Source organism: Mycolicibacter hiberniae, assembly GCF_010729485.1.
Taxonomy (GTDB): Bacteria; Actinomycetota; Actinomycetes; order Mycobacteriales; family Mycobacteriaceae; genus Mycobacterium; species Mycobacterium hiberniae.
In genome coordinates this window covers 2,659,355-2,686,225 of sequence record NZ_AP022609.1, presented here as the reverse complement: position 1 = coordinate 2,686,225, position 26,871 = coordinate 2,659,355, and the positions used below count along the sequence as shown (strand labels likewise).

General features: G+C 69.5%; 24 protein-coding genes. 15 read left to right on the top strand and 9 right to left on the bottom strand.

What is annotated here, in order from left to right:
- Positions 1–16: 16 nt before the first annotated feature.
- Positions 17–640, top strand: coding sequence for a uracil phosphoribosyltransferase (gene upp, locus G6N14_RS12670; RefSeq protein WP_085135108.1), 624 nt, complete (start codon positions 17–19; stop codon positions 638–640).
- Positions 641–839: 199 nt separating this feature from the next.
- Here upp and G6N14_RS12665 read toward each other — a convergent pair whose 3' ends face one another.
- Positions 840–2,450: a phospho-sugar mutase gene (locus tag G6N14_RS12665; RefSeq protein WP_085135107.1), complete on the bottom strand. Its 1,611-nt coding sequence runs from the start codon at positions 2,448–2,450 to the stop codon at positions 840–842.
- Positions 2,451–2,600: 150 nt separating this feature from the next.
- Here G6N14_RS12665 and G6N14_RS12660 point away from each other — a divergent pair, with 150 nt between their 5' ends.
- Together G6N14_RS12660 and G6N14_RS12655 are read left to right on the top strand one after the other, a co-directional pair.
- Positions 2,601–4,055, top strand: a complete 1,455-nt coding sequence (locus G6N14_RS12660; protein WP_234808859.1) for a glycosyltransferase family 39 protein — start codon at positions 2,601–2,603, stop codon at positions 4,053–4,055.
- A 102-nt stretch (positions 4,056–4,157) separates the two neighbouring features.
- The gene (locus G6N14_RS12655) at positions 4,158–5,657 is read left to right on the top strand and encodes a glycosyltransferase family 39 protein (protein WP_234808858.1); all 1,500 of its coding nucleotides are present in this window, start codon (positions 4,158–4,160) and stop codon (positions 5,655–5,657) included.
- Here the strand turns inward: G6N14_RS12655 and G6N14_RS12650 are convergent.
- Positions 5,651–6,457 carry a purine-nucleoside phosphorylase gene (locus G6N14_RS12650; protein ID WP_085135105.1) on the bottom strand — a complete coding sequence of 269 codons (807 nt, stop codon included), beginning with the start codon at positions 6,455–6,457 and terminating at the stop codon, positions 5,651–5,653. The two genes, G6N14_RS12655 and G6N14_RS12650, sit on opposite strands and share 7 nt — an antisense overlap.
- Positions 6,458–6,500: 43 nt before the next feature.
- Between G6N14_RS12650 and G6N14_RS12645 the strand changes: the two genes are divergently transcribed.
- Positions 6,501–7,679 carry an amidohydrolase gene (locus G6N14_RS12645; protein WP_085135104.1) on the top strand — a complete coding sequence of 393 codons (1,179 nt, stop codon included), beginning with the start codon at positions 6,501–6,503 and terminating at the stop codon, positions 7,677–7,679.
- Positions 7,680–7,702: 23 nt separating this feature from the next.
- Here the strand turns inward: G6N14_RS12645 and G6N14_RS12640 are convergent, their stop codons facing one another.
- Positions 7,703–8,194: a gamma-glutamylcyclotransferase family protein gene (locus G6N14_RS12640; RefSeq protein WP_085127931.1), complete on the bottom strand. Its 492-nt coding sequence runs from the start codon at positions 8,192–8,194 to the stop codon at positions 7,703–7,705.
- A 42-nt stretch (positions 8,195–8,236) separates the two neighbouring features.
- On the opposite strand from G6N14_RS12640, the gene G6N14_RS12635 reads away from it, so the two are divergent.
- The 6 genes from G6N14_RS12635 to G6N14_RS12610 all read left to right on the top strand — a co-directional run bounded on the left by G6N14_RS12635 (position 8,237) and on the right by G6N14_RS12610 (position 15,579).
- Complete coding sequence (locus G6N14_RS12635; protein ID WP_085135103.1) at positions 8,237–9,718, top strand: NAD(P)H-quinone dehydrogenase; 1,482 nt, start codon at positions 8,237–8,239, stop codon at positions 9,716–9,718.
- Between the two features lie 62 nt (positions 9,719–9,780).
- Complete coding sequence (locus G6N14_RS12630; protein WP_085135102.1) at positions 9,781–11,493, top strand: glycerol-3-phosphate dehydrogenase/oxidase; 1,713 nt, start codon at positions 9,781–9,783, stop codon at positions 11,491–11,493.
- 200 nt (positions 11,494–11,693) lie between these two features.
- The gene (locus G6N14_RS12625; protein ID WP_235674203.1) at positions 11,694–12,728 is read left to right on the top strand and encodes a hypothetical protein; all 1,035 of its coding nucleotides are present in this window, start codon (positions 11,694–11,696) and stop codon (positions 12,726–12,728) included.
- Positions 12,729–13,200: 472 nt separating this feature from the next.
- A complete protein-coding gene (locus G6N14_RS12620) occupies positions 13,201–14,097 on the top strand; it encodes a hypothetical protein (protein ID WP_133054893.1) in 897 nt (298 codons plus the stop codon).
- A gap of 132 nt (positions 14,098–14,229) precedes the next feature.
- Positions 14,230–15,102 carry a pseudouridine synthase gene (locus G6N14_RS12615; protein ID WP_085134357.1) on the top strand — a complete coding sequence of 291 codons (873 nt, stop codon included), beginning with the start codon at positions 14,230–14,232 and terminating at the stop codon, positions 15,100–15,102.
- A 69-nt stretch (positions 15,103–15,171) separates the two neighbouring features.
- Positions 15,172–15,579, top strand: a complete 408-nt coding sequence (locus G6N14_RS12610) for a hypothetical protein (protein WP_133054892.1) — start codon at positions 15,172–15,174, stop codon at positions 15,577–15,579.
- Between the two features lie 52 nt (positions 15,580–15,631).
- On the opposite strand, the gene nei2 is transcribed toward G6N14_RS12610, so the two are convergent.
- Positions 15,632–16,384: an endonuclease VIII Nei2 gene (gene nei2 / locus G6N14_RS12605; protein ID WP_085134356.1), complete on the bottom strand. Its 753-nt coding sequence runs from the start codon at positions 16,382–16,384 to the stop codon at positions 15,632–15,634.
- On the bottom strand, positions 16,384–20,850 hold the full coding sequence (locus tag G6N14_RS12600; RefSeq protein WP_085134355.1) for an ATP-dependent helicase: 4,467 nt from the start codon (positions 20,848–20,850) through the stop codon (positions 16,384–16,386). The genes nei2 and G6N14_RS12600 overlap by 1 nt, the downstream gene beginning before the upstream one ends.
- Before the next feature lie 98 nt (positions 20,851–20,948).
- On the opposite strand from G6N14_RS12600, the gene G6N14_RS12595 reads away from it, so the two are divergent.
- A complete protein-coding gene (locus G6N14_RS12595; protein WP_085134354.1) occupies positions 20,949–21,341 on the top strand; it encodes a hypothetical protein in 393 nt (130 codons plus the stop codon).
- A gap of 27 nt (positions 21,342–21,368) precedes the next feature.
- On the opposite strand, the gene G6N14_RS12590 is transcribed toward G6N14_RS12595, so the two are convergent.
- From G6N14_RS12590 to mbp1, 3 genes are all read right to left on the bottom strand, one after another.
- Positions 21,369–21,689 carry a hypothetical protein gene (locus tag G6N14_RS12590; protein WP_085134353.1) on the bottom strand — a complete coding sequence of 107 codons (321 nt, stop codon included), beginning with the start codon at positions 21,687–21,689 and terminating at the stop codon, positions 21,369–21,371.
- A 22-nt stretch (positions 21,690–21,711) separates the two neighbouring features.
- Positions 21,712–22,386: a winged helix-turn-helix transcriptional regulator gene (locus G6N14_RS12585; RefSeq protein ID WP_085134352.1), complete on the bottom strand. Its 675-nt coding sequence runs from the start codon at positions 22,384–22,386 to the stop codon at positions 21,712–21,714.
- Positions 22,387–22,526: 140 nt separating this feature from the next.
- Entirely contained in the window at positions 22,527–22,766 is a 240-nt protein-coding gene (mbp1, locus tag G6N14_RS12580; RefSeq protein ID WP_085134351.1) for a microaggregate-binding protein 1, read from the bottom strand.
- Positions 22,767–22,912: 146 nt separating this feature from the next.
- Here mbp1 and G6N14_RS12575 point away from each other — a divergent pair, with 146 nt between their 5' ends.
- The 4 genes from G6N14_RS12575 to G6N14_RS12560 all read left to right on the top strand — a co-directional run bounded on the left by G6N14_RS12575 (position 22,913) and on the right by G6N14_RS12560 (position 25,257).
- Positions 22,913–23,284, top strand: coding sequence for a hypothetical protein (locus G6N14_RS12575; RefSeq protein WP_085134350.1), 372 nt, complete (start codon positions 22,913–22,915; stop codon positions 23,282–23,284).
- A gap of 188 nt (positions 23,285–23,472) precedes the next feature.
- Positions 23,473–23,784, top strand: coding sequence for a protein UsfY (gene usfY / locus G6N14_RS12570; protein ID WP_085134349.1), 312 nt, complete (start codon positions 23,473–23,475; stop codon positions 23,782–23,784).
- 250 nt (positions 23,785–24,034) lie between these two features.
- Positions 24,035–24,472: an ATP-binding protein gene (locus tag G6N14_RS12565; RefSeq protein WP_085134348.1), complete on the top strand. Its 438-nt coding sequence runs from the start codon at positions 24,035–24,037 to the stop codon at positions 24,470–24,472.
- The gene (locus G6N14_RS12560) at positions 24,469–25,257 is read left to right on the top strand and encodes an RNA polymerase sigma factor SigF (RefSeq protein ID WP_085134347.1); all 789 of its coding nucleotides are present in this window, start codon (positions 24,469–24,471) and stop codon (positions 25,255–25,257) included. Before G6N14_RS12565 ends, G6N14_RS12560 begins: the two co-directional genes overlap by 4 nt.
- A 3-nt stretch (positions 25,258–25,260) precedes the next feature.
- Here the strand turns inward: G6N14_RS12560 and G6N14_RS12555 are convergent, their stop codons facing one another.
- Positions 25,261–26,766, bottom strand: a complete 1,506-nt coding sequence (locus G6N14_RS12555) for an FAD-dependent oxidoreductase (RefSeq protein ID WP_085134346.1) — start codon at positions 26,764–26,766, stop codon at positions 25,261–25,263.
- Positions 26,767–26,871: the final 105 nt, after the last annotated feature.

Genomic DNA, 26,871 nt, shown 5'->3' with positions numbered 1-26,871 from the left:
CAGTAGGGTGCCAGGCGTGAATATCTGTGTGGTCGAACACCCGTTGGCGGCGGCGCGACTGACCACGCTGCGCGACGAGGGCAGCGACAACGCGACGTTCCGTTGCGCGCTGCGTGAACTGACCTGGATGCTGGTCTACGAGGCCACCCGCGACATGGTGCGCGCGGACGTCGCAGTGCGCACTCCGCTGACCGAGACCGTGGGAGCGCGGCTGGCCCGGCCGCCGCTGCTGGTGCCGGTGCTGCGTGCCGGGCTGGGCATGGTGGAGGCGGCGCACGCGCTGATCCCCGAAGCCGACATCGGTTTCGTCGGAGTGGCGCGCGACGAGGACTCCCACCTCCCGGTGCCGTATCTGGCATCGCTGCCAAGCGATCTGAGTGCCACACCGGTCATGGTCCTCGATCCCATGCTGGCCACGGGCGGCTCGCTGGTGCACACGCTGGGGCTGCTGGCCGACCGCGGCGCCACCGAGATCACCGTGGTCTGCGTGGTGGCCGCACCGCAGGGTGTTGCGGCACTGACCCAAGCGGCACCGGCGGCGCGGCTGATCACCGCGGCCATTGACGACGGCCTGAACGAGAACGCTTATATCGTCCCGGGCCTGGGCGATGCCGGCGACCGCCAGTTCGGGCCCCGGTGAGATCCCTACCGTCACACCGGCAACCGGCGAGCAGGTAGGTGGTTGTTGTCCACCTTTGAGCGACAAGTGTTCGTGCGTTTGGTGGATTCAGCCTTCCCGACATCCGTTGTCGCTCAAAGGCGGGCAGACATCACATCCCGTCGGGCTGGTGGCAGTTGAGGCGGGTGTGGCGGCTGGTGACGAATGGGCCCAACGCGCGCTACCAGGAACGGGCCGCATCGGCGACGGCCGCACACACCCGCTGCGCCTCGGCGCGGTCGCCGGCGAGGTCATCCGACGGTGGGCGCGTGACCTCGAGGTAACACTTGAGCTTCGGCTCGGTTCCCGACGGCCGCACCACCACCCGTACCGAAGTGCCGTCACGCTCCCCGGTGAACTCCAGCGCATCGGTGTTCGGTCCGCGCCGGTGCAGCAGATCGGTTGCGGCGACGGTGAATCCGGCCAGCGTTCCCGGTGGATCGGCGCGTAGCCGGGCCATCACCGCAGCTGCCGCGGCGGGACTGTCGACTCGGCGCGTCACTGCGTCGGTGACATGCACACCGTGGCAGCAGGCCAACTCGTCGAGCGCTTCGGGAATCGAGCTGCCCCGGTCTCGCAGTGCCGACACCAGGTCGCACGCCAGGACCGCGGCACTGATGCCGTCCTTGTCGCGCACCGCGTCCGGGTCCACGCAGTAGCCGATCGCCTCCTCGTAGGCGTAGACCAGCGTGGCGCCGGGAAGACCGTCATCGGCGCGGGCCAGCCACTTGAACCCGGTCAGCGTCTGCACATGATGCGCGCCGTAGCTCGCAGCGATGTGGGCCAGCATCCGCGACGACACCACGCTGCTGGCCACCACCGCTGCGGCTTCCCGATCCGGAGGAAGCTGCGACAGCAGGTAGTCGCCCAAGAGCCAACCGGTCTCGTTGCCGGTCAGCATTCGCCAGCCGCCCGGGCTGCCGACGCCGATGGCGCAGCGGTCGGCGTCGGGGTCCAGGGCGATTGCGATGTCGGCGTCGACCTCGCCGGCCAGCGCCAGTAACGCATCGGTGGCGCCGGGTTCTTCGGGGTTGGGGAACGCGACGGTGGGGAAGTCCGGATCGGGATCGAATTGGGACTCCACGACGTGGACGTCGGTGAACCCGGCGGCCCGCAGGGCGCGGAGGGCGAATGCGCCGCCCACGCCGTGCAGCGGTGTCAGCGCGACGCGAACCCCGCCGCGGTGCCGGCGCACCGTGGCGGCCCGCTCGATGTAGCGGGCGATCAGCTCGTCGCCGGCCGGTGTTACGGGGCACCGGGGGATCGCATCTGCGGGGGGAGCCTGGGCCATCGCGGTCTCGATTGCGGTGTCGGCCGGCGAGACGATCTGAATGCCGCCGTCGAAGAACACTTTGTAGCCGTTGTCGGTGGCCGGGTTGTGCGATGCGGTGATCTGGATCCCTGCTGCGGCATCGCTGTGGCGTACCGCGTACGCCACCACCGGCGTCGGGCATGGTCCTGGCATCAATTGCGCCGAAAAGCCGGCGGCAGCAAGTACTTCGGCTGTTGCGGTGGAAAACAGGGCCGAGCCGTGCCGGGCGTCGCCGCCGACCACCACGGTCGAGCCGGCGCGTCCTTGCGTCAAGAGAACCTGCGCCACCGCCCAGCTTGCGCGCAGCACCACGGCGAGGTTCATCGCGTCCGGTCCGCCCCGGACCGGCCCGCGCAGCCCCGCCGTGCCGAAGCGCAGCGGTGCCGCGAACCGGGCGGCCAACTCTTCCGCACTGCAGGTGTGAAGTTCCGCGGCCGTCACAGGGTCGGGGTCGTGGGCGATCCAGTCCTCGGGGGTCACCTGTCGATTGTGGCAAGCGGTGAGCTTGCAGGTGTAACTAATGAGTCAGCTAATTAATTGCTACGCTCCTCCGAGTTGCCATCACTTGACATGGGGGGACCGGTGGCCGAATCAGCACCCTTGCTGGCGAGAAGTTCAATCTCCTCGCCGGTGAGTTGGCGAAACACGATGCCGGTAGCGGCGGTGATCGCCGTTGCGGCTGTCGTGCACCTTGCCGTCGCCACGCGGCATGGCTGGCATACCGACGAGTTCTACTACGTCATCTGCGGTCAACACCCGGCGTGGGGATACTTTGACCACCCGCCACTGGTGCCGCTGTTGGCCCGGGTGGCTGCCCTGGGCGGCCTGTGGGGGCTACGGCTGTTGGCTGTCGCCCTACACCTGGGCTGCATCGCCTTGGCGGCGCGATTGGCCGCGGAATTCGGCGGGCGGCGACTGGCTCAGGCGACCACCGCAGCCGCCGTCGCGGCCAGCCCGCTATTCATGGGTGCCGCGATGTTCTTCGGAACCACCGTGGTCGACCAGCTGGTCTGGCTCGCGGTGCTGGTGCTGGTGATGCGGGCACTGCGGATCGGAACCGTGCCGGCCTGGGTGGCGGCCGGCGTGGTGGCCGGTATCGGGCTGGAGGCCAAACAGACGGTGGTGCTGCTGCTCATCGGTATCGGGATCGGCCTGGCGATCTTCCGGCGTGATGCGCTGCGCACGGCGGGGCCCTGGGCGGCCTGCGCGGTGGCAGCGGTGTTGGCGGCTCCGAACCTGATCTGGAACGCCGCCCATGGCTGGCCGAGCCTGACGTTCGCCCACGCTATGTCGCTGCGGATGGGCGGCCCGGTGGGGTCGCTGTCCCAGATGCCGCTGCTCCTCTTGCTGTACGCCGGCCCCCTGTTGATCGTGCTGTGGGTGTTCGGCATCGGCTGGCTCGCCTCTCCGGCGGGGGCGGATCACCGCTGGGCGCTGGCGGTGCCGGTGGTGGTGTTGGCGTTGGTCATCATCAGTGGGGGGCGCTGCTACTACGTAGGCCCGGTTTTCGCGGTGCTGTTCGCCGCCGGCGCGCTGCGTATCGAAGCCGAGAATCCCGACCGGCTGCCGCCGGGCTGGGCAGTCGCGCTGGTCGGGCTGTTCACCGGCGCGGCCATGCTCTGCCTTCCGATGCTGCCCGTGGCGACCGCCGATTCGCTGCGCAAGGTCAATCCCATTCCCCTGGAGACCTACGGCTGGCCGCAGTTCGTCGACCAGGTGGCGGCCGTCGCGGAGACGCTGCCCGAGGATGTGCCGATCTTCGCCGGCAACTACGGCGAAGCCTCGGCACTGCGCATTCTCGGGCCATCGGCGGGCATCAACCGTCCGGTGGTCAGCGGCGACAGCAATTACGCCCTCTGGGGTCCGCCGCCCGGCGACGCCGGCACGGTGTTGTGCGTCGGGAAGTTCCCGGTCCGCAAGCTCACCCAATATTGGACGAAAATCACCTATCTGGAGTCGATCAGGATCCCCCATCACGTGCACAACGGATTGCACGCAGTCAAGATCTACCGGTGCGAGCATCCGGTCGGCAGCTGGAAAGAGATGTGGCCGCGGATGCGACACAGTTCGGGAGTGCCCTACTGATCGCAGGCGCCCGGCAGCCGGCGATTGCGGCAAGCGGCAGTTGACGGCTGAACCACGCGGTAAAGTGCCTCGATTCATATCGAGTCCGCCGATGGAGTGCTGGTGAGTCGTCCGATTGCCCTGCCTGCGCGTCGCGCCGGCACGTCCGAGAGTGGTTTGGCGGTTCTGCCGGTGGCCGTTGTGGTCGCTGTCGCCGCCGTCGTACACGGGATGTTCGCCATGCGGTACGGCTGGCACCCCGACGAGTTTTACTACGTGGTCTGTGGCCAGCACCCGGCGTGGGGGTACTTCGACCATCCGCCGCTGGTACCGATGCTGGCGCGCGTGGCGTCGCTGGGCGGCTTGCTGGGCCTGCGAGCGCTGGCCATTGCGATCCACCTCGCCTGCATCGCGCTGGCGGCACTGCTGGCCGCGGAGTTCGGGGGGCGGCGGGTGGCGCAGGTGATCGCCGCCGCCGCAGTCGCATCGAGCCCGCTGTTCATGGGTGCGGCCATGTTTTTCGGTACGACCGTGGTCGATCAGCTGATCTGGATTGCAGTGCTGTTGCTCGTGACACGGGCGTTGCGGATCAAGACTGCGCTGGCCTGGCTGCCGGCCGGAGTGGTTGCCGGCATCGGTCTGGAGGCCAAACACACGGTCGCGCTCCTGCTGCTCGGAGTCGGACTGGGTCTGTTGATCTTTCGACGGGATGCGCTGCGCACCGCGGGACCGTGGCTGGCCAGCGTCGTGGCGGTGCTGTTCGCTGCGCCGAACCTGATCTGGAACGCGCGTCAGGGCTGGCCGAGCCTGCATTTTGCGCACGCCATGTCGGTTCGGATGGGCGGACCGGCAGGCTCGCTGATGCAATTGCCGCTATTGCTGCTGCTGTACGCCGGTCCGCTACTGGTGCTGCTCTGGGTGATGGGAGCCCGATGGCTGGCGGCTCCGGAAAGCCGGCAGTACCGCTGGATACTGGTGGTTCCGGTGGTGGTGCTGTTGCTGTGCGTGGTCAGCGGCGGTCGCTGCTACTACGCGGGACCGGTGCTCGCGGCGTTGTTCGCCGCCGGTGCGATACGGATCGAATCCCAGGATCCCCAGCGCCTACCCCGTGGTTGGGCGGTCGCTCTGGCAGCTCAGTTCGTGGGCGCTGCGGCGTTCTGCCTTCCGGTGCTGCCCCCGGTGCAGGCCACGGCGCTGCGCCAGGTCAACCCCATCCCGATGGAGACCTACGGCTGGCCGGAATTCGTCGAGCAGGTCGCGGCTGCGGCGGCCGAACTGCCGGAGGACGCCCCGATCTTCACCAGCAATTACGGGGAAGCCTCGGCGTTGCGGATTCTCGGGCCGGCGGCCGGCATCCACCGTCGGGTGGTCAGCGGCGACAGCAGTTACGCCGCATGGGGCCCACCGGCCGGTGACGCCGCCACCGTGCTGTGCGTCGGACGGTTGCCCGTACCCAGGCTGACTCAGTACTGGGCCCATGTCACCTACCTGGACTCGATCCGTTTCCCCGTCGGAGTTCGCAACGGGGAAAGCTCGGCGAAGATCTACCTGTGTGAGCAGCCGCGGGGCAGTTGGGCTGCGATGTGGCCGCGTATGCGCCACAGCTCCGGTGTCGGTTACTGAGCTGCCGGAGACGGTAGGCGGCTGATCACCTCGGCCAGCAGCGCGCCCATGCGGGCCGCCGACTCCCGGCCGGCGGCCAGCACCTCGGCATGGCTGAGCGGGTCACCGGTGATCCCGGCTGCCAGGTTGGTCACCAGCGACACCCCCAGAATCTGCGCGCCCGCCGCGCGGGCGGCGATCGCCTCGTGCACGGTGGACATGCCCACCAGGTCGGCGCCCAGGGTGCGCAGCATCCGGATCTCGGCGGGGGTCTCGTACTGCGGACCGGCCATCCCCGCGTAGACGCCCTCGGCGAGGTCGGGGTCGACTTGGTGGGCCAGCGCGCGCAGCGCCGGGGTGTAGGCATCGACCATGTCGACGAAGTGCGCGCCCACCAACGGGGAGCGACCCGTCATGTTCAGATGGTCGCTGATCAGCACCGGTTGGCCGATGTCGTAACTGGTGCGCAGGCCGCCGGCGGCGTTGGTCAGCACCACCGTGTTCGCCCCGGCCGCGACGGCGGCGCGGACCGGGCGGACGACGTCGGCGAGCGAATGTCCCTCGTAGGCGTGGATCCGGCCGACCAGCACCAACACCCGGTGGGTCCCGATGCGCATCGACACCAGTTCGCCGGCGTGGCCCGCCGCCGTGGGCGCACTGAATCCGGGCAGGTCGGCCATCGGCAGGCTCGCGGTCGCCGTGCCCAGCGCTGCCACCGCGGGCGCCCAGCCGGAACCGAGCACCACGGCCACGTCGTGCGTCGCGACTCCGGTGCGGGCAGCCACCACCGCTGCCGCCTGAGTTGCCAGCGGTACCGTCACGGGCGCTCAGTTTAGTAGCGCGCGGCGGTGGGATACTGCCTGAATGCCTCCAGCTTCCGTCTCGCACGCCGTCGAGGCGTGGCTGGCCGCCCACGCCGACGACGTGGTGGCGTGGCGCCGGCACCTGCACCGCCACCCGGAGCTGAGCCGGCAGGAGTTCGCGACCACCCAGTTCATCGGCGAACTGCTGGCCGGAGCCGGCCTCAACCCCAAGGTGCTCCCCAGCGGAACCGGACTGACGTGTGACTTCGGTCCCGAGGACGGGCCTCGGCTGGCGTTGCGGGCCGACATCGACGCCTTACCGATGACCGAGCAGACCGGGGCGCCATACGCCTCGCTGGTGCCCGGAGTGGCGCATGCCTGCGGTCACGACGCCCACACCGCCATTCTGCTGGGTGCGGGGCTGGCGCTGGCGTCGGCGGCGGAGTTGCCGGTGGGGGTGCGGCTGGTGTTCCAGGCCGCCGAAGAGCTGATGCCGGGCGGGGCGATCGACGCGATCGCCGCAGGCGTGCTGAGCGGCGTCAGCCGGATCTTCGCGCTGCACTGCGACCCTCGGCTCAAAGTCGGCCGGGTGGCGACCATTCCCGGGCCGATCACCTCGGCCGCCGACACCGTCGAGATCACCGTGAGCGGTCCGGGTGGGCACACTTCCAGACCGCACCTGACCGCCGATCTCGTCTATGGGCTGGGCACGTTGATCACCGGACTGCCCGGCGTGCTGTCGCGGCGCATCGACCCGCGCAACAGCACCGTGATGGTGTGGGGCGCGGTCAATTCCGGCGCCGCGGCCAATGCCATACCGCAATCGGGTCGCCTGGCCGGTACGGTGCGCACCGCGAGTCGGGACACCTGGGTGGCGATGGAGGGCATCGTGGAGGAGGCGGTGGCCTCCTTGCTGGAGCCGCTGAACATCGAGCACACGCTGATCTACCACCGTGGCGTGCCGCCGGTGGTCAACGAAGCGGTGTCGACGCGGATGCTGACCCACGCGATCGAGGCGGTCGGGCCCGATGTGCTGGCCGAGACCCAACAGTCCGGCGGCGGGGAAGACTTCTCCTGGTATCTGGAGCAGGTGCCCGGCGCCATGGGCCGCCTCGGGGTGTGGTCGGGCAGCGGACCGCAACTGGATCTGCACCAGCCGACGTTCGATCTCGACGAGCGGGCCCTGGCGGTGGGGGTGCGGGTGATGGCCGGCGTGGTCGACCAGGCCGGTCTGCTGTAGCGGCGTGACGGCCCGGTCGGCGGTTACGAACCGGGGCCGATATTGCGGGCCGGGCGGGTCAGCAGGTCGCGCACGTATTCCTCTGGGGCGCCGGCGATCTGGGCCGCCTCGGCCACCACGCCCAGGTAACGGGCGGACGGCAGCCCGCGCTCCCAGGCGTCCACCACGTACAGCCAGGCCAGTACCGGGGCGGGTTCGCTGTCGGCCGGGTCAGCGGTGATCCCGTCCACCCGGTCCACCCGGAGCCGGATCTTCTTGTGGATGCCGAATTCCGAGCCTTCCCAGCTGTCCATGTTCTTCTCGTCTTCGGGAGTCACGTCGTAGAGCACGACGAACACGCTCGAGTCCGGGTCCTCGACCACGGTCGCCAGGGCGCCCTCCCAGCCGATATCCTCGCCGGCGAACGTCAGCCGCCAGCCGCGCAACCAGCCGGTGCCGGTCATCGGGGAGTGCGGCGCTCGTTGCAGCATCTGTTCGGGATGCATGTTCGACCCGTAGGCGGCGTAGAGCGGCACGGCAGAAATCTTAAACGCCGCGCTCCAGATAGGTTAGTCGCTGTGACTACTCCCTCGACACGCATCGTGATCATCGGCGGCGGGCCGGCGGGTTACGAAGCGGCGCTGGTCGCGGCGGCCAAGGGTCCCGAAGCGGTATCGGTGACGGTGGTCGACTCCGACGGCCTCGGCGGGGCCTGCGTGTTGTGGGACTGTGTGCCGTCCAAGACGTTCATCGCCTCGTCCGGGGTGCGCACCGAGCTCCGGAGGGCTCCGCACCTGGGTTTCGACATCCATTTCACCGACGCCGAGATCGAGCTGAACCAGATTCACGAGCGGGTGAAGTCGCTGGCCGCGGCACAGTCCGCTGACATCCGCACCCAACTGCTCAACTCCGGTGTGGAGGTCATCGCCGGCCGCGGGGAGTTGATCGACGCCGAGCCGGGCCGGGTGCAGCATCGCATCCGGGTGACGCAGCACGGCGGCTCAGCGAGGCTCGCCGGAGGCGAGGCGAAGCTGGGGCCGCCGGAACAGCACGGCGGTGCCCAGCGGGTGCTGGAGGCCGATGTCGTGCTGATCGCCACCGGTGCCAGCCCCCGGATCGTGCCCGGCGCGGAGCCGGACGGCGAACGGATCCTGACCTGGCGGCAGCTCTACGACCTGCGCACGCTGCCCGAGCACCTGGTGGTGGTGGGTTCCGGGGTCACCGGCGCGGAGTTCGCCAACGCCTACACCGAACTCGGCGTCAAGGTCACCGTGGTGGCTAGCCGCGACCGCGTGCTGCCGCACGAGGATCCGGATGCCGCCCGGGTGCTGGAGCGGGTGTTCGCCGAACGTGGCGTCACCCTGGTCAAGAATGCCCGCGCCGCCTCGGTGACCCGGGACGGAGACGGGGTGCTGGTCACCATGACCGACGGTCGCACGGTGGCCGGCAGCCACGCGCTGATGACGGTCGGTTCGGTGCCCAACACCGGCGGGCTGGGCTTGGAGCGGGTGGGCATCACCCTGGCTGCCGGCGATTACCTGCAGGTGGACCGGGTGTCGCGGACATCGGTGCCCGGGATCTACGCGGCCGGCGACTGCACCGGGCTGCTGCCGCTGGCCTCGGTGGCCGCCATGCAGGGCCGGATCGCGATGTATCACGCGCTGGGCGAAGCGGTGGCGCCGATCCGGCTGCGCACGGTGGCGGCCGCGGTGTTCACCCGGCCCGAGATCGCCGCGGTGGGCGTGCCCCAATCCCAGATCGATGACGGCACCGTGCCCGCCCGCACCGTGATGCTGCCGTTGCAGACCAACGCGCGGGCCAAGATGAGCCGGATGCGCTACGGATTCCTCAAGCTGTTCTGCCGGCCGGCCACCGGCACGGTCATCGGCGGCGTGGTGGTCGCCCCGATCGCCTCGGAGCTGATCCTGCCGATCGCGCTGGCGGTGCAGAACCGGATCACCGTGGCCGATCTGGCGCAGACGCTGGCGGTGTATCCCTCGTTGTCGGGCTCGCTCACCGAAGCGGCCCGGCGGCTGATGACCCATGACGACCTCGACTGAGCGGTGCTGCTCCAGCGCGCGTCACGGCTCGTCCGCGCCGGCGGCCACGTAGCCTGACATACGTGAGCACGCTGGGACCGGACCAACGAGCACGAGCCTGGGAACGACTGGGCGCCGAGCAGTTCGACGTAGTGGTGATCGGCGGCGGTGTGGTGGGCACCGGTTGCGCGCTCGACGCCGCCACCCGCGGCCTGAAGGTGGCGCTGGTCGAGGCGCGGGACTTCGCCGCCGGGACCTCGAGCCGAAGCTCGAAGATGTTCCACGGCGGTCTGCGCTACCTCGAGCAGCTGGAGTTCGGCTTGGTGCGCGAGGCACTGCACGAGCGCGAGCTTTCGCTGACCACCCTGGCGCCGCACCTGGTCAAGCCGCTGCCGTTTCTGTATCCGCTGACCCGGCGGTGGTGGGAGCGGCCGTACGTGGCCAGCGGAATCTTCCTCTACGACCAATTGGGCGGGGCGAAATCAGTTCCCGCCCAACGTCATCTGACTCGTGCGGGCGCGTTGCGTCTGTGTCCGGGGCTGAAGCGCAGTGCGTTGATCGGCGGCATCCGCTACTACGACACCGTTGTCGACGATGCCCGCCACACCCTGACCGTCGCGCGCACCGCGGCGCACTACGGGGCGGTCATCCGTACCTCCAGCCAAGTCGTGGCGCTGCTGCGCGAAGGGGACCGGGTGACCGGGGTGCGGGTCCGCGATTCCGAGGACGGCGCCCTCACCGAGGTCCACGGGCACGTCGTGGTCAACGCCACCGGGGTGTGGACCGATGAGATTCAGGCGCTGTCGCGCCAGCGTGGCCGTTTCCACGTCCGGGCCTCCAAGGGGGTGCACATCGTGGTGCCGCGGGACCGGATCGTCTCGGAAGCGGCGATCATCCTGCGGACCGAGAAGTCGGTGCTGTTCGTGATCCCCTGGGGCACCCACTGGATCATCGGCACCACTGACACCGACTGGAATCTGGATCTGGCCCACCCCGCGGCCACCAAGGCCGACATCGACTATCTGCTGACCCACGTCAACACCGCGCTGGCCACCCCGCTCACCCACGCCGACATCGAGGGCGTGTACGCGGGCCTGCGGCCGCTGTTGGCCGGGGAGAGCGACGACACCTCGAAGTTGTCCCGCGAGCACGCGGTGGCCGTCCCCGCACCGGGCCTGGTGGCCATTGCCGGCGGCAAGTACACCACCTACCGGGTGATGGCCGCCGACGCGATCGACGCCGCCGCCGAGTTCGTCCCGACCCGGGTCGCGCCGTCGATCACCGAGAAGGTGCCGCTGCTGGGCGCCGACGGCTATTTCGCGTTGGTCAATCAGACCGAGCACGTCGGTGCCAGACAAGGCCTGCACCCCTACCGGGTCCGGCACCTGCTCGACCGCTACGGCTCGCTGATCCACGAGGTGCTGGCGGTTGCCGACGAGCAGCCGGAGCTGCTGGACCCGATCGCCGATGCACCCACCTACCTCAAAGTGGAGGTTGCCTACGCGGCCCTGGCCGAGGGTGCCCTGCATCTGGAAGACGTGCTGGCCCGACGGACCCGGATCTCCATCGAGTACGCCCACCGCGGGGTGAACTGCGCCCACGAGGTCGCGCAGGTGATGGCCGGGGTGCTCGGCTGGGACGATGCCGACGTGGAGCGGGAGGTGGCCAACTACGCCGCCCGGGTGGAGGCCGAGATCCTGTCCCAGGAGCAGCCCGACGACGCCTCGGCGGATGCGCTGCGGGCCAGCGCGCCCGAGGCCCGGGCCGAAATCCTGGAGCCGATTCCGCTTACCTGAACTCGATGCTATTACTCGAGGTATTCCGGCCGCTCCGAATCCATCCATTTAGACCGTTATCAGCATTCACTTGTGTTTGACACACCTTCCCGACAGGGCTACCTTCCCCACATGAGCTGGATCACACGGGGGGTCCGGGCGCGGGGAAGGGGCAGCTCATGTGGGGTGGGGCGGGGGTGTGGAGCTCTCGGGAGCTCTCCGTGCGAGTTGGCGCGGCGATGGCCGCGACGGCGGTGGCGGCGGCCGGGCTGTTCGGTCTCGCCGGGGGCGGATCGCCGATCTTCCCCGGGGCTCCGTCGGCGGCGCAGCAACGCTTGGCGCTGACGGCTTACCCGACGTTCACCGAGAGCCTGCAGTCCCTGCTGGACGCGATATCCCTCGGTGATCTCGATCAGGTGCTTGCCGCGTTCGGCGATGTGCCCGGGACGAACACCCCGCTGAGCGTGAGTACGGATGTGGCCGACGTACTGGCTGCTTTCAACCCCGACGGCACCACCTTGGCCGCGCTTGCCGACATCTTCGACATATCGCTGACCCAGCCACTCTACAGTGCCAACCCCGCCATCCCGTCGTTGCTGGGCGCCGGCAGTCTGTTCGTGGTGGACGGTGTGCCGATCGGCAACCTGGAGCTCGGCGAGATGATCGACGTCGTGCTCGGCGAGGGTGCCGGCGAGCACTCGCTGACCGACCTGGCCTCAGCGGTGGGTTTGGGGCCGTTGCTCGGCCAGTACGCGGGCTGGATCAACGCGTTCGGCCTGGAAAACCTGAACTATGTGAACTGCGGGATCGGCGGAATCGCTTGTGGTAACCCGGACCTGACCGTCAACAGCTCGCTGGTGGACTGGCTGACCGCGTTCGTCACCGTGCCCACCACCGACGTCACCCGGCATGTCGCGGCCCTTTTCGGCCCGGGGACCACCACGGTCCTGGCGGGAAGCGGCTACACCCTGGGGGAGTACCTGCACATCTTGCCCGTCAGCGCCACCAACAGCACCACCATGGACAACGCGTCCCTGGCGCTGCTCTTCGGCCTCAACCCCGCCCAGACCTGGGATCAGTTCCTGGCCGAGCTCCCGTTCGGGGGCACGCTGCTCGACCCCTCCGGCGAGACCTGGGGTGAGCAGAGCCTGGGCACCTTCCTGGCCAGCTTCCTGCCGGAGGACAGCGCGCTTGCGATCGCCGGCGACACCGCGGTCACCGACTTCCTGGTAGCCCTGGGCCTGCTGGCGGCCTAGCGGTCCCCGCCGGAAGAGTCCGGCAGCCCCGTCGTGGACTGGGCAGCGCGCCGGGGTGCGCCCGGCATTGTGCGATAAACCCCGAGCGGCCTAGCCATATATTTCGCTCCGCAGCAGAATTATCCGGGTATATTTCGGGATGTATTACGTACCTATTGGCCGAATAGCAATGGATGTTAACGCGCAGACGGGCACGGGGAGTGATGGGTGCCATCCAGCCACAGCAGCGTATTTAAAAAACCTGAATGTAATTTCGTGCCGCTCGAACCTTCGCCGCAGCCCCTGATGGCATACCGTCAGGCCTGATTTGGAGATATAGGGGCCTGAACTGGGAGTTCGCTGTGCATTGGCCAAAGTGCAGAGCAAACCGGTGCCCGTGATGTCGTTGACAACGCGCTGAGGCCATATTAAGTTAATGCGGATGTGAGAATCGCATCGTTGCAATGCTCGATCTCAGAAGGGGGACCTATTCATGTCTACGTATTCCACTCTTGCCGCGCCGCCGGGGCCGCGCGGCTTTGTGGTGAAAGCCGGTGCATTGATGGCGGGTACCGCCTTTGCCGGCGCGGCGCTTCTCGGCGGCACCGCGGTCGCTCCGGCGATCTCGGCGGGCATTTCGGCATCGGCACAACACGAGGTCACGCTGACCGCCACCTACCCGACGTTCAGTGAGAGCCTGCAGAGCCTGCTCGACGCCGTCGGCTTCGGCAACGTAGGGCAGGTTCTGGGGATCTTCGGCGACGACATCGGCGCGGCGACGAGCCTCGCGGTGCTGCTCGCCGCGCTCAACCCGGACGAGATGTCTCTGGACACGGCCACCTTGGGGATGCTGTCCGCCGACATCACCGCACTGCTCGACGACGTCGACTTCGGTGGGAACCCGCTGGGGTCGATCCCGATCACCGGTCTGCTCGGCGGCTTCATCGGTGGTGACGGCGCTGCCACCGAACTCGGCACGCTGCTGGGCTACCTGGGACTGGGCGAGTTCGCCGGCCTGCTGAACATCCCGTTCACCGACCTCTCGCCGGAGATGACGGTGGCAGAGTTGCTGGAAGCCCTGCTGGGCATCGACGCGACAACCTCGCTCAACGACCTGCTGGACCAGAACGGCATGGAGGATGCCACCATCGGCGGCCTGTTGGGCATCAGCCCCGAACAGCTCGCGGCCGGCTGGGATTCCTTCGTGAGCAGCATGGTTGTCGGCGCCACGCTCGCCGACCCCGACGGCATCGGCGAACTGGGCGATCAGACGCTGGGATCTCTGCTGACCGCCCTGCTGGGCACCGGCGCCGACCCGGTGACTGACCTCACCACGCTGACCGACTTCCTGGGCGATCTGGGCCTGTTCGAGATGCTCGGCCTCGGCTGAACCCCGGCCGCGTTAAGCCCCATCGGCCACGACCCCCGACGGTCGTGGCCGATGTGGTGCGCGGCTCCCGTCACGCCCCGGCGGCCGCGTGCGCCGGGGGCCGGCAGCTGGGCCGGCGATAGGCTGCCGGTGATGAGCCGCCGACGCCGCGCCCCGCTCCCGGTGCGCGACGGCTTGGGGCCGGCCAGGTTGCGCCTGCACGGCGGGCCGGTGGAGGCCGAACTACGCGCCCGGTTCGGTGCGGCAACGGCGGCGAAGGTCGCCGCCGGGGAAGTGGTGACCGCGGACGGCTCACCGGTGGACGCCACGACCGCACTGCCCGCCGGGTCGCACATCTTCATGTACCGGGACCTGCCCGAGGAGGTGCCGGTACCTTTCGGCATCCCGGTGCTCCACCGCGACGCAGACCTGGTGGTCGTCGACAAGCCGCACTTTCTGGCCACCATGCCCCGCGGTAGCCATGTGGCACAGACCGCCCTGGTCCGGTTGCGCCGCGAGCTGGACTCACCCGAACTCAGTCCAGCCCACCGGCTGGACCGCCTGACCGCCGGCGTGCTGCTGTTCACCACACGCGCCGAGCTGCGCGGCCCGTATCAGACCCTGTTCGCCCGCGGGGCGGTGCGCAAGCAATACCTGGCGCGATCCGGCGCCGAGCCGACGGGACCGTTTCCGCGGCTGGTGCGCAGCCGGATCGTCAAGCGCCGCGGCCAGCTCCAAGCCCACGAAGAACCCGGCGAACCGAACGCCGAAACGCTGGTGGAGTCCCTGGGCGACGGCCGCTACCGGCTCACCCCGCGCACCGGACGCACCCACCAGTTGCGGGTGCATATGGCCGCACTCGGACTGCCGATCACCGGTGATCCGTTGTATCCGCAGATCCGCGAGGTCGCTGCTGCGGACTTCTCGCAACCACTGCAGCTGCTGGCCCAGCGGCTGGAGTTCGACGACCCGTTCACCGGGCGGCTACGGACCTTCGTCAGCGAACGCGACCTCGCTGCCGACTGACCCGGGTTTCGGCCCGGGCCGTCCCGGGTACAGGAAGGCACGACCAGAGCAGAGGGGAGTCTGATTCCGATGGCATACAGCAAGATGACGGTCGCGGTGCTCGGCAGCGCGATCGCGCTGGCGGCCGCGGGTTGCAACGGCGCCAAGGAAGAGGGGCCGACCAGCACCACGACCACGACCACGATGACGACCACCATGACTGAGATGACAACCGAACCGATGCCCGGCGGCCCGGGGTCCGAACACCCCGGTGAGCCCGGTGGTGGCGGGCCCGGTGGGGGCGGCGGCCAGATTCCCGGCGGCCCGACGGGCGGTGGCGGGCCCGGTGGTGGCAGCGGCCAGATCCCGGGCGGCCCGACGGGCGGTGGTGGGCCCGGTGGTGGCGGCGGCCAGATCCCGGGCGGACCGACCGGCTGGGGCGGACCCGGCGGCGGCGGTGGCTGCCTGCCCGGCGTGGGTTGCGGTGGCTGGCCGTGACCCCGGGGCGCAGCCCATCCAACGCTGACCAAACCGATTCAACGCCGCGTACTCAACGCTGACACGACGGGCACCAGAACCGGATCCGCGCGCCATTGCGGTCGCACTCCACGGTGGTCCCGCATCGTCGGCAGGGTGAGCCGTTGCGGCCGTATACCCACAGGTGGCGGCCCCGCCGGGTGTCGCCGGTAGTGCAGCGTGTCGAGCGCAAGCGGTTTGCCCACAACATCTGACGGGCCAGCGCCACGAGCCGGCCCGGATCGCCGATGTCGGCGACCGGGGCGATCGGCAGACGGCCGACGACGAAGCACAGCTCGTTACAGAAGACGTTGCCCACTCCGGCCATCACCGTCTGATCCAGCAGCGCCGACGCCAGCGGCCGCTGCGGGTCCGACATCAGGCGAGCGGTGGCCGTTGCCGGATCCCAGTCGTCTCCGAGCAGATCCGGCCCCAGGTGGGCGACGGCCGCACCATCATGACGGCGGTCCAACACCTCCAGGATTCCCAGATCGATACCGGTGGCTCGGGTGGAGCCGGCCTCCAGGATGATGCGTGCTCGATGGTCGACGGGGTGGTGGTGCCCGATCCGCCAACAGCCGTCCATCTTCAGGTGGGAATGGATGCTGGATGAGCCGACCCGAATGAAGAGGTGCTTGCCGCGGCTGACCACCTCATCGACCCGCTGACCGCTCAGATCGACCTCGGCGTAGCGGGGCACCCGGATATCGCAACGGGTCAAGGACTTGCCCGCCAACGCCGTGGCGAGCATCGTTGCGGCGCGAAACACCGTGTCCCCCTCGGGCATCAGCGCATCCGTAATCCCCGCGGCGTCCGGGAGAACCCGGCTTCGATCAAGGCGTCCAGCGTCGGCGAATCGCGAACCTCGAGTACCGGAACACCGTCGAGGCGCTCGATGAGGATCCCGGCGACCCGTCGGTCGGCGATCAGCTGGGCCAGCGCCCCCGCGGCGGCGCGCTGGCACGCGGCGTCATCGGCGAAGTTCAGCAGTGACCGGCCGCCGCGCTCGACGAACCACGCCAATTCGCCGTCCACCAACACCACCAGTGCGCCCGCCTTACGGCCCGGCCGGGCCGTCCCGGGATGCGCCGGCCAGCTCAGCGCCGCACCGTACGGGTTGGCCGGGTCGGCGGCAGCCATCGCCACCGCGTGATAATCGGGCCGGGCCGGATCGAGGCCGTCGAGGTAGCCCCGCAACCGGTCCACGGTGGAGGCCAGGGCGAACTGCGCCGCCCCCAGTGACTCGATGAAGTAGCCGCGCTGGCATTGCCCGGCATCCTCGAACGCGGTCAGGACTTTGTAAAGGGTCGCGAAGCCGCCGGGCACGGCTTCGGCGGCGACCGCCCCGCGCGTGAGCACTCCGTACCGGTGCAGCAGCAGTTCGGCGGTGTGGTGTGCGCGCAGCGTCGAATCCTCTTCGGGGGCCGGCAGGGCCGACCACCGTCCGGCAACCGCCGGGTCGGGGGCGCGGGCCGCGGCGTGCATGACGCTGTACCGGCTGCGCCGGGGTGGGCGTGCGCTGCGATGCGCCGGCGAGGCGCGCCGGGTGCCGGCCAACACCGCCCGCACCGGCGCGAAGGTGTCGCCGGTAACCCATCCCGCCCAGATCAGTTCCCACAGCGCGGCTTTGAGATCGGCCTCGCTCGCGTCGCCGCACAGCTGGCGGAAGAAGAACGCGCCCCCGCCGCGCAGCGCATCCAGAATCGTTCGGTGGCTGTCGCGGACATCGAGCGGTGCGCCTGGCGCCAGGGTCAGCGGCGCGGACTCGGCGGTGTGAAAGCAGATCCAGCCGTCGGCTGCCGGGCTACTGCCGGCGGGGGCACCCGCACCCGACCAGAGCACCTCCCCGGATGCCAGCAGCTCATCGAGCATGGCCGGCGAATAGTCGCGCACCCGCTGCCCGAAGATCAACGGTTCGACCGCCGACGCGGGCAGCGGGACGCCGCTCAGCTGCTCGATCACCCCGGCCAGCCCGTCGACACCGCCGGCGACGGCATCCGGCCCGCCGAGCTGCTGCCAGGCCGGAAGGAAGCGGCCATAAGCGCCCGGCGAGACCGGCTCGATGGCCGAGCGCAGCGCGGCCAGTGACCGGCGGCGCAGGATCCGCAAGACCTCGGCGTCGCACCACTGATCGCCCGGGGAGTCGGGAAAGTCGGCGAATTCCCCGCGCACCACCCGGCCGTCGGCGGCCAGGCGTCCCAGCGCATCGGCCGCCACGCGAACCCCCAGGCCGAAACGGTGCGCGGCCTGCCCGGTGGTGAACGGCCCCCGGGTGCGGGCGAAGCGGCCCAGCAGCTCGCCCAGCGGGTCGGCGACCGGCTCGGTGAAGCCGGCCGGAACCCCTGGCGGCACCGCGACTCCCAGGCCGTCCCGCAGCCGGCCGATGTCCTCGATCGCCACCCACCATCGGTGGCCGGCGAACGCCACCGTCAGCACCCGCCGGGCACTGTGCAGATGCTCCAGCCAACCACCGACCTCGGCGCCGGCGGCCCGGGCGCTGATCTCTTCGGCGGTGAGCGGACCGAGCAGCCGCAGCAGGTCGGCGACCCCCTCGGCATCACGGGCCGCCTTCTCCGGCGTCAGGTGCTGCAGTTGCGCGGTGACGCCTTCGACCACCGCGGTGTCGAGCAGTTCGCGCAGCTCGACCCGGCCCAGCAGTTGCGCCAGCAGCGTGGGGTCCAGCGACAGTGCCGCCGCGCGGCGCTCGGCCAGCGGGCTGTCGCCTTCATAGATGAATGCCCCGACGTAGCCGAACAACAGCGACGCCGCGAACGGCGACGGGGTCGCGGTCTGCACCTGTGACACCCGCACCCGGCGTTGGGCGATTCGGGTCATCAGCGCGGTCAGCGCGGGGACGTCGTAGACGTCCTGGAGGCATTCGCGCACGGTTTCGAGCACGATCGGAAAAGCGGGGTATTTGCGTGCGACGTCGAGCAGTTGAGCGGCCCGCTGGCGTTGCTGCCATAACGGCGTGCGGCGGCCCGGGTGCCGGCGCGGCAACAGCAACGCCCGGGCCGCGCATTCGCGGAACCGGCTGGCGAACAGTGCCGAACCCCCCACCTCGGCGGTCACGATCGGCTCGATCTCGTCGGCGTCGAACACGAACAGCTCCCCTCCGGGGGCCTCGGTGTCGGCGGCGTCGGGTAGCCGGACCACGATGCCATCGTCGGAGGCGGTCGGCTTCTCGTCGATGCCGTAGCGGTCGCGCAGCCGGCGGCCCACCGCCAGCGCCAGCGGCCCGTGTACCCGCAGCCCGTACGGGGAGTGCAACACCACCCGCCAGTCACCAAGCTCGTCGCGGAACCGCTCCACCACCAGCGTGGTGTCGGTGGGCACCGTTCCGGTCGCTGTGCGCTGATCGTCGAGCAGGCGCCTCAGATTGTCCGTCGCGTAGGAATCGAAGCCCAGATCCGCGCAGCGCCGATCGAATGCCGCGCTGTCCAGGGCGGCCAGCTCGCCGGTGAAGGCGCCCAGCGCGGCGCCCAGCTCGGCCGGCCGCCCGACACCGTCACCGTGCCAGAACGGCAGCCGGCCGGGCTGTCCGGGCGCCGGAGCGACCAGCACCCGGTCATGGGTGATCTCGGTGATCCGCCAGCTGGTGGCCCCCAGTGCGATGACATCGCCGGGACGCGACTCGTAGACCATCTCTTCGTCGAGTTCGCCTACCCGGGAAGGCTTTTCCGAACCCGCCAGGTACACCGTGAACAGTCCGCGGTCGGGGATGGCGCCGCCGGAGGTGACGGCCAACCGTTGGGCGCCGGGCCGGCCGGTGAGGGTGCCGTGGTCCCGGTCGTAGACCAGCCGGGGCCGCAGCTCGGCGAATTCGGTCGACGGGTATTTGCCGGAAAGCAGATCCAGCGTCGCCTCGAAGACCTCGCGCGTCAACGTGGCGAACGGAGCGCTGCGGCGTACGGTGTCGAACCACACTTCGGCGTCCAGCGGTTCCAGAGCGGCCGCGGCCACGGTGTGCTGAGCCAGGATGTCGAGCGGATTGGCCGGTACCGACAGGGTCTCGATCTGACCGGCCAGCATGCGCTGCACCGCGACCGCGCAGCCGAGCAGATCTGTGCGGTGCTTGGGAATCAGTACCCCCGACGAGATCTCGCCCACCTGATGTCCGGCGCGGCCGACGCGCTGCAGACCGCTGGCGACCGACGGCGGCGCCTCGATCTGGATCACCAGGTCCACAGCGCCCATGTCGATGCCCAGCTCCAGGCTCGAGGTCGCCACCACCGCGCGCAGCCGCCCGCTTTTGAGGTCCTCCTCGACATCGGCCCGGGTCTGCAGCGACACCGAGCCGTGGTGTGCCCGTGCCAGCGGCGCCGTCGGGGCGTCGGCGCACCGCTGGGCGGCAATCTCGTTGATGCGTGCGGTGAGTCGCTCGGCGAGGCGCCGGGAGTTCGCGAACACGATGGAGGACCGGTGCGCTTCGATCAGGTCGACGATGCGCTCCTCGACCTCGGGCCACACGGTGCCCTCGGCCGGGTTGGCCATGTCCGGTACCGGCACCTGAACCGTCAGCTTGAACGTCTTGGCGGCCGGGGGAGCCACGATCGTGGTGGGAGACTGTCCGGACAGGAACCGGGCGACCTCCTCGGGGGGCCGGACGGTGGCGCTCAACCCGATCCGCTGGGCGGGCCGGGCCTGGTGGAGCTCTCGGCTCGCGGCGGCCAGTGCGTCGAGGCGCTCCAACGACAGCGCCAGGTGGGCGCCGCGCTTGGTTCCGGCGACCGCGTGCACCTCGTCGACGATCACCGTGCGCACGCCGCTCAGCGTCTCGCGCGCCGCGGACGTGAGCATCAAAAACAGCGACTCCGGGGTGGTGATCAAGATGTCGGGCGGATCGGCGATCAACGCCCGGCGCCGCGCGGGGGGAGTGTCGCCGGAGCGCACTCCGACGGTGATGCCGGGAACGGGCAGGTCGCGGTGCGCGGCCATGCGGGCGATGCCGGCCAGCGGAGTGCGCAGGTTGCGCTCGACATCGACCGCCAGCGCCTTGAGCGGCGAGATGTAGAGCACTCGGGTGCCCCCACCGGGCTGAGTGGTCAGTTGGTCGAGCGCCCAGAGAAACGCCGCCAGGGTTTTGCCGGATCCGGTGGGGGCGACCACCAGGGTGTTGTGGCCGTCGGCGATCGCCGACCAGGCCTGCTCCTGCGCCGGCGTGGGCGCGGTGAAGGTACTGGTGAACCAGTCCCGGGTCAGCGCCGAGAAACGCGCCAGCCCGGCCGGGGCTTCTCGGGCGTGCGGGCTCATCTGGCCATCGTGCCAAGTTCTGCGCGGTGATGCCCGGTGCTGCGGTTTTAGGCCCGGGATGGCCGGGTATCCGCAGCCCAGTCAGCTGGGGGGCAGGCATGAAGATTCTGGATGAGACGGCGGTGGCCGTCCGGCCGATATTCACCGACGTTGTGCCCGGCGGCCGGACATCGCCGCCGGAGAAGCCATGCCGCGACTGGACGTGGGCCAACTGGGCGCTGTCGCTGCTGACCGCACCGGCTGCTGCGCTGCTGATGGCATTCGCGCTGGTCAGGGTCTCCGGCATGGCGTTGTGCACCAAGGCGGCCTGCCCGGAACTCAAGGTGCACGGGGCGTTGTTCGGTCTGCTTTACCACGGCGCGGCGGCAGTGGCCGCCGTCACGCTGTTCCTCGCGTTCTTCTGGGCGACCTATCGCCGCGGGATCGCGGTCTGGGTCTCCGGTTGGGCGCTGCTGCTGGCCGACCTGGCTGTCCTGATCGTGGTGTTCTGAGGCACCAACGGGTCGCGCCGTGCGCGCTCACTCCTCGATGGTGAAGAACGACTCGCCGTCCTCGGGGGTACCGGAGACCTGAGCGCGGTGCCGGCCCCCGCCGGAGCCCTCCTCGGGGACCTCGACGGCACCGTCGGGCGGGGGGCGGATCTCATCGGGCTGCTCGGCAGCCAGTTTGTCGTCCAACGACTCATGGAGCGTCGAATAATCGCCCTGCCAGCTGTCCGGGGCGGTGACGGTCGCATCACCATCGTCATTGCGGAGTTCGTCGGAGTCGGTGGCCTCCTCCGGCGGAAGTGTGTCGTAGCCGTCGGGCTCCCCGGCATCGAGATCGGGCCGGTCGGTCATCGTCTCTGGCACCCTCTCGGTCTCAATTGGCGATCGGCCATTGCGCCCGACGCGGCTCGGGCGTCATGTAGCCCACCCCGCGCACGGTATCGACGATCGAGCCGGGTTCGGCCCCGAGTTTGGCGCGCAATCGCTGGATGTGCACGTCGACTTTGCGCCGGCTGCCCTCGCCGCCCCATACCTCGCGGAGCAGCCGGGTGCGGGTGAACGCGTGGCCGGCATGCTGCACCAGATAGCTGAGCAGTTTGAACTCGGTCAGGGTGAGGCCGAGTTCGCGGTTGGCCAGGGACGCGGTGAAGCTGTCCGGGCGGATGACCAGTGCCCCGAATCGCACTGCGCTGTGGGCCGATCCGGTTCGGCGCGCCAGCACCCGATGCAGACGCGCGTTGGCCTCAAGCGGACCGGCGGTCGACACCAGTACGTCATCCACCGGCCAGTCGAGGTCGACGGTGGCGAAGTCTTCGGCGGTCACCACGGCCACGACCGGAGGCCCGAGATCCCAGGCCGCGATCTTGCGACAGCTCTCGCGGGCACTGCACACGTCCGAGGAGCCGTCCACCACCACCGCTTCGGCGTTGCGGCAGTCAGCCGGCCCGGCGACGGCCAACGGTCCGCGGACCAGCGAATGCCCGAAGGCGCGCAACCCCGACAGCGACTTCGCGAACTCGTCGCTGTCGGTCAGTAAAAGGATCTCCATGGTTGGCTCCGACTCGTGGACGCATTCGCCGTAACGGCTTTCAGTACCCGGTTTTAATACCCGGTTTGCCGGGGGCGTAACCGCCGGAAGTAGCGACAGACCCGGCCCGCCTGGCAGACCGGGCCTGTCCTCCCCTCGGGCTACTGGTGGGACTGTTGGCGCGCTTCGGCGGCCTTCGCGCCCGCCCGGGCCGACTCCGCCTCGGCCTGGTGCTTGGCGGCGTCGCGCTGCGCCTCGCCCTTGTCCTGCTGCGCCCGGCCCTCGCGGACCGTTTCGTCGTCGCCGGTAACGGTTCCGATCACTTCCTTGGCCTTGCCCTTGACGCCCTCCACGGCGCCTCGGACGCCGTCCTTGCTGGCGCGGCTCTTCTCGTCGGACATACATGCTCCCTTCGTAATGTGGCGGGCCTACGCGGTGTCCGGGTCCGCCACAATGGCAGGGCTTCCCGGGCTGGCGCGCGCTCAAACGTTGAACCCAGCGTTGAATCTTCTTGACGCAGCGGGCATCAGCGCGGACGGTGGGAGACGTGGAACCATCGCAATCTGCTCGCCGCGGTGATCGGCTGGGGCAGGAGGATCAGGAGGTACGGGCGGCCATCCGATTCGCCGGGGTGGTCGTCGTCGCGGCGTTGGTGTTCGTCGTCGTGGCCGTGCTGTGGGTGGGTTCTTGTGATCCGGCGTCGGCGTCGGCAGGGTGCACACGGCCGTATCGGATGGTGCTCGCCGCCGGCGCTCCGGCGATCCTGGCCGCCGGCGCGCTGCGGGCCTTCGCGCGTACCTACCGGGTCTGGCGGGAGCGGGGAACGTGGTGGGGCTGGCAGGGCGCGGGCTGGCTATTGCTGACCTTGATGGTCGTCGTGGTGATGATGAGCACCGTGCCGATCATCGGCATGGGTTGACCGCGGTCGTCGTCCCTGATCATCGCCCGACACCTCGCTGTTGTGTCGCTGTGAACCTGCTGCGGGACAGGGGCTGAGTCAGCCGCATCGGCCTACGATTGTTGGCAGGTCGCGGTCGGGGGCGCACCTGGAAATCGGTGGAGTTCCCGGGGCGACTTTTACGGTCTGCGCGCAGGAGGAGGATCGCGATGGGCGACACATTTCATGACCCCGTCGACCATGTCCGGACGACCCGGCCCCATGCGGGCCGCGCCATGATCGACGTCTTGGGCTGGCCCGGTTACTCCCTGCTGGTGGTGGGGATGGTGGCCGCAATCGCCTGCCTCGCCGCATTCGGAACCGGTCATGACCGCCAGGGGGTGGAGGTGGCGGTCCTGGCAGTGCTCGCGGCCAGCCTCGGCGCGGTATGGCTGCTGTTCGAAGATCGCCGGATCGGCAGGGTGAACCGGCAGTGGCACCTGGCACACGCTGAGGCGCCTCGACAGCCCTCCAGACGCTAACCCGGGGGGGGGTCTACGGCGGCCCGGCCGGGTGTCGTCCCGGCCGGGCCGCTGCGTGGCTGGGGCAGGGATCAGGATTGAAATACGCGGGCAGGGGGTACAGACGGTCCATGTCTGATCTTTGGGCAGTCGGCGTGCGATGTTGACGGTTTCTGCAGAAGGCGGGATGCGGCAGGGCCTGCGGGCGAGGGTGGTGAGCAGTCGAATGACACGCAGCAGTAGTCTCGGTCCGATTCCGCCGGGAGGCCTCATGACCGAAATCCACAGTGACCCGACCCAGCAGTCGTGCAGCGAGCGGGCAGTTGAGCTGCGGGTCTCACCCAGACTGGAAAGTCTGGCGGTGGTGCGAATGCTTGTCGGGGCGATCGCCACATTCGAGGATTTCGACGTCGACACCGTCGCCGACCTGCGGCTGGCGATCGACGAACTGTGTACCCAGCTGATCCGCAGCGCGGCGCCCGGCGCCATGCTGACGGTGGTCGTCGACCCGCACGACGACCGGGTCACCATCCAGGCGTCGGCGGCCGGCGACGGGGCCGGCGTGCTGGCCCCCGGAAGTTTCAGCTGGCACGTCCTGACCTCCCTGGTCGATGACGTGCAGACGTTTCGGGGCGGCCATGAGTCCGACAGCCCGGGTGAGGTATTCGGGGTCACGCTGACAACCCGCCGGGCGGACTCCGAGCGGTGACTCCGCGTGCCGCCGACAGCGGCTCACGTTCCGGCTCGGAGTATTCCGATGTCGGCGACATGTTTCGGGAGCTGGCGCAGTACGAACCCGGGTCGCCGGATTTCCGCAATCGCAAAGACAAGATCGTCGAACGGTGCCTGCCGCTGGCGGATCACATCGCTCGCCGGTTCGAGGGACGCGGCGAGTTGCGCGACGACTTGGTTCAGGTCGCGCGGGTGGGTCTGGTCAACGCCGTGACGCGCTTCGACGTCGAGACCGGTTCGGACTTCGTCTCTTTCGCTGTTCCGACCATCATGGGCGAGGTCCGCCGCCACTTCCGCGACAACAGTTGGTCGGTCAAGGTGCCCCGCCGGCTCAAAGAACTGCATCTGCGGCTGGGCATGGCGACCGCTGAACTGTCCCAGCGGCTGGGCAGGGCGCCCACCGCCTCGGAACTGGCGACCGAGTTGGAGCTGGGCCGCGACGAAGTGGTGGAAGGACTGGTTGCGGGAAGTTCCTACAACACGTTGTCCATCGACGGCGGCGGCAGTTCGGATGAGGACGATGTCCGTTCGATCGCGGATACGCTCGGTGACGTCGATGCCCGGATGAGCCGGATCGAAGATCGAGAGGCTTTGCGGCCCTTGCTGGAAGCCCTGCCGGAACGTGAACGCACCGTGCTGGTCCTGCGGTTCTTCGAGTCGATGACCCAGACGCAGATCGCGGAGCAGGTCGGTATCTCGCAGATGCATGTGTCGCGCCTGCTGGCAAAATCGCTGGCGAAGTTGCGCGACCAGCTGCAGTAGGGCTCAGCTGCCGGCGGTCAGGCCGCGGGTGGCCGGTCCTTCCAGCAGAGCGCCGTCGGGGGCGAAGCGCGAGCCATGCAGCGGGCACTCCCAGGCCAGGTCGGCGTCATTCCAGGTGACGATGCCGCCCAGATGCGGGCAGACCGGTGAGAGGCGGTGCTCCACGCCGTCCACCCGGCAATGGGCCTGCAGGTGCCACGGGGGACCGCTGACCACACCGGCGTCCTTACCCAAGAAGTGCTGGCCGATGTGCGTCGTCGGCGTGATCCAGCCCTTGGCCAGATTGAGGCCGACCGCGAAATTGGCCGCCGCGGCTTCCGGCAGCCCGCGGAGCTCGCGAGGGCTCCAGCTGGCGAACGCCCGGTCCCACGCGGGTCGCTCGCCGAGCAGCCGGCCCGACAACGCCAGTGCCGCGGCTGCCCCGTTGGTCATGCCCCATTTGTTGAAACCCGTCGCCACGTACGTGGTGTCGTTTCCGGGCAGGATGGGTCCGACATAGGGGAGCTCGTCGACGGGGGCGTAGTCCTGCGCCGACCACAGGTGCGTGCGGGTCGCGCCCGGGTAATGCCGGACTGCCCACGACTCCAGTTCGGCGAGCGCATCGATCGGGTACTTCGCGCGTCCGACGGTATGTCCGGCCCCACCGACCAGCAGGCGCCGCGAGCCGTCGACCGGGGCGTAACGCAGCGATCGGGTCGGCGAATCGGTGGAGATCATCATGGGCCGGGTGATCTCGCCGGGCACATCGAACGCCATGCAGTAGGACCGGCTGGGCTTGACCCGGGCGAAGTAGCCACCGCGGTCCAGGATCGGGATTCCGGTGGCCAGTATCAGTTGGTTGGCATGCACCTCGGTCTGGCCGCGCGGGCCGTTGACCTCCAGGTGAAGGCCGTGATTTTTGCTTGAAACACGCTGCACACGTGCGTGTTCCAGCAGTTGCCCGCCATGTGTGAGCAGTTCTGCGCGCAGAGCGTCCAGGAACGGCATCGGGTCGAACTGTGCCTGCTCGCCCAGTCGCACGCCGCCGTGGTAGCTGAACGGTACGTCGGCGTGCGGCTCCCACGTCACCGGCAGGCCCAGTGCGCGGCAGGCCTCGAACTCCGCGCGCGCGGCCGCGACCCCCCGCGCGGACTGCGCGAAGCTGTAGGCGTCCTCGCGCTGGACCGCGACCCCTGACGCCGCGCAGAACGCCAGCAGCCAGTCCTGTCCGGCGCGGTTGCCGTCCAGGTACTCCCCGGCCAGGCGTTTGCCCTGTTTAGCCCAGATCGCCGACAGTTGCGTGCCCTGCAGCAGGCTGATCTTGGCGGTGGTGTTGCCGGTTGCGCAGGAACCGACGGTCCGGGCCTCCAGCACCAGCACGTCCCGTCCGGCCCGCGCCAGCAGCACCGCGGTCATCAGGCCGGTGATACCGGCGCCTGCCACCACCACGTCGGCGAAGCCGGGCAGGTCTTCGGGAGTACCCGAGTGCGGTGAGGTCGTGATCCGGTCGGCGAGCCACAAGGACGTCATGTTCGATCAGTACCCCGCGCGACGCCGGTGAAACGTGCCGGTTACGGACCTATCCGGGTGGGTATGCGACCGAGTGGGTTCGGAGCCGGACTCATCACCGACCGG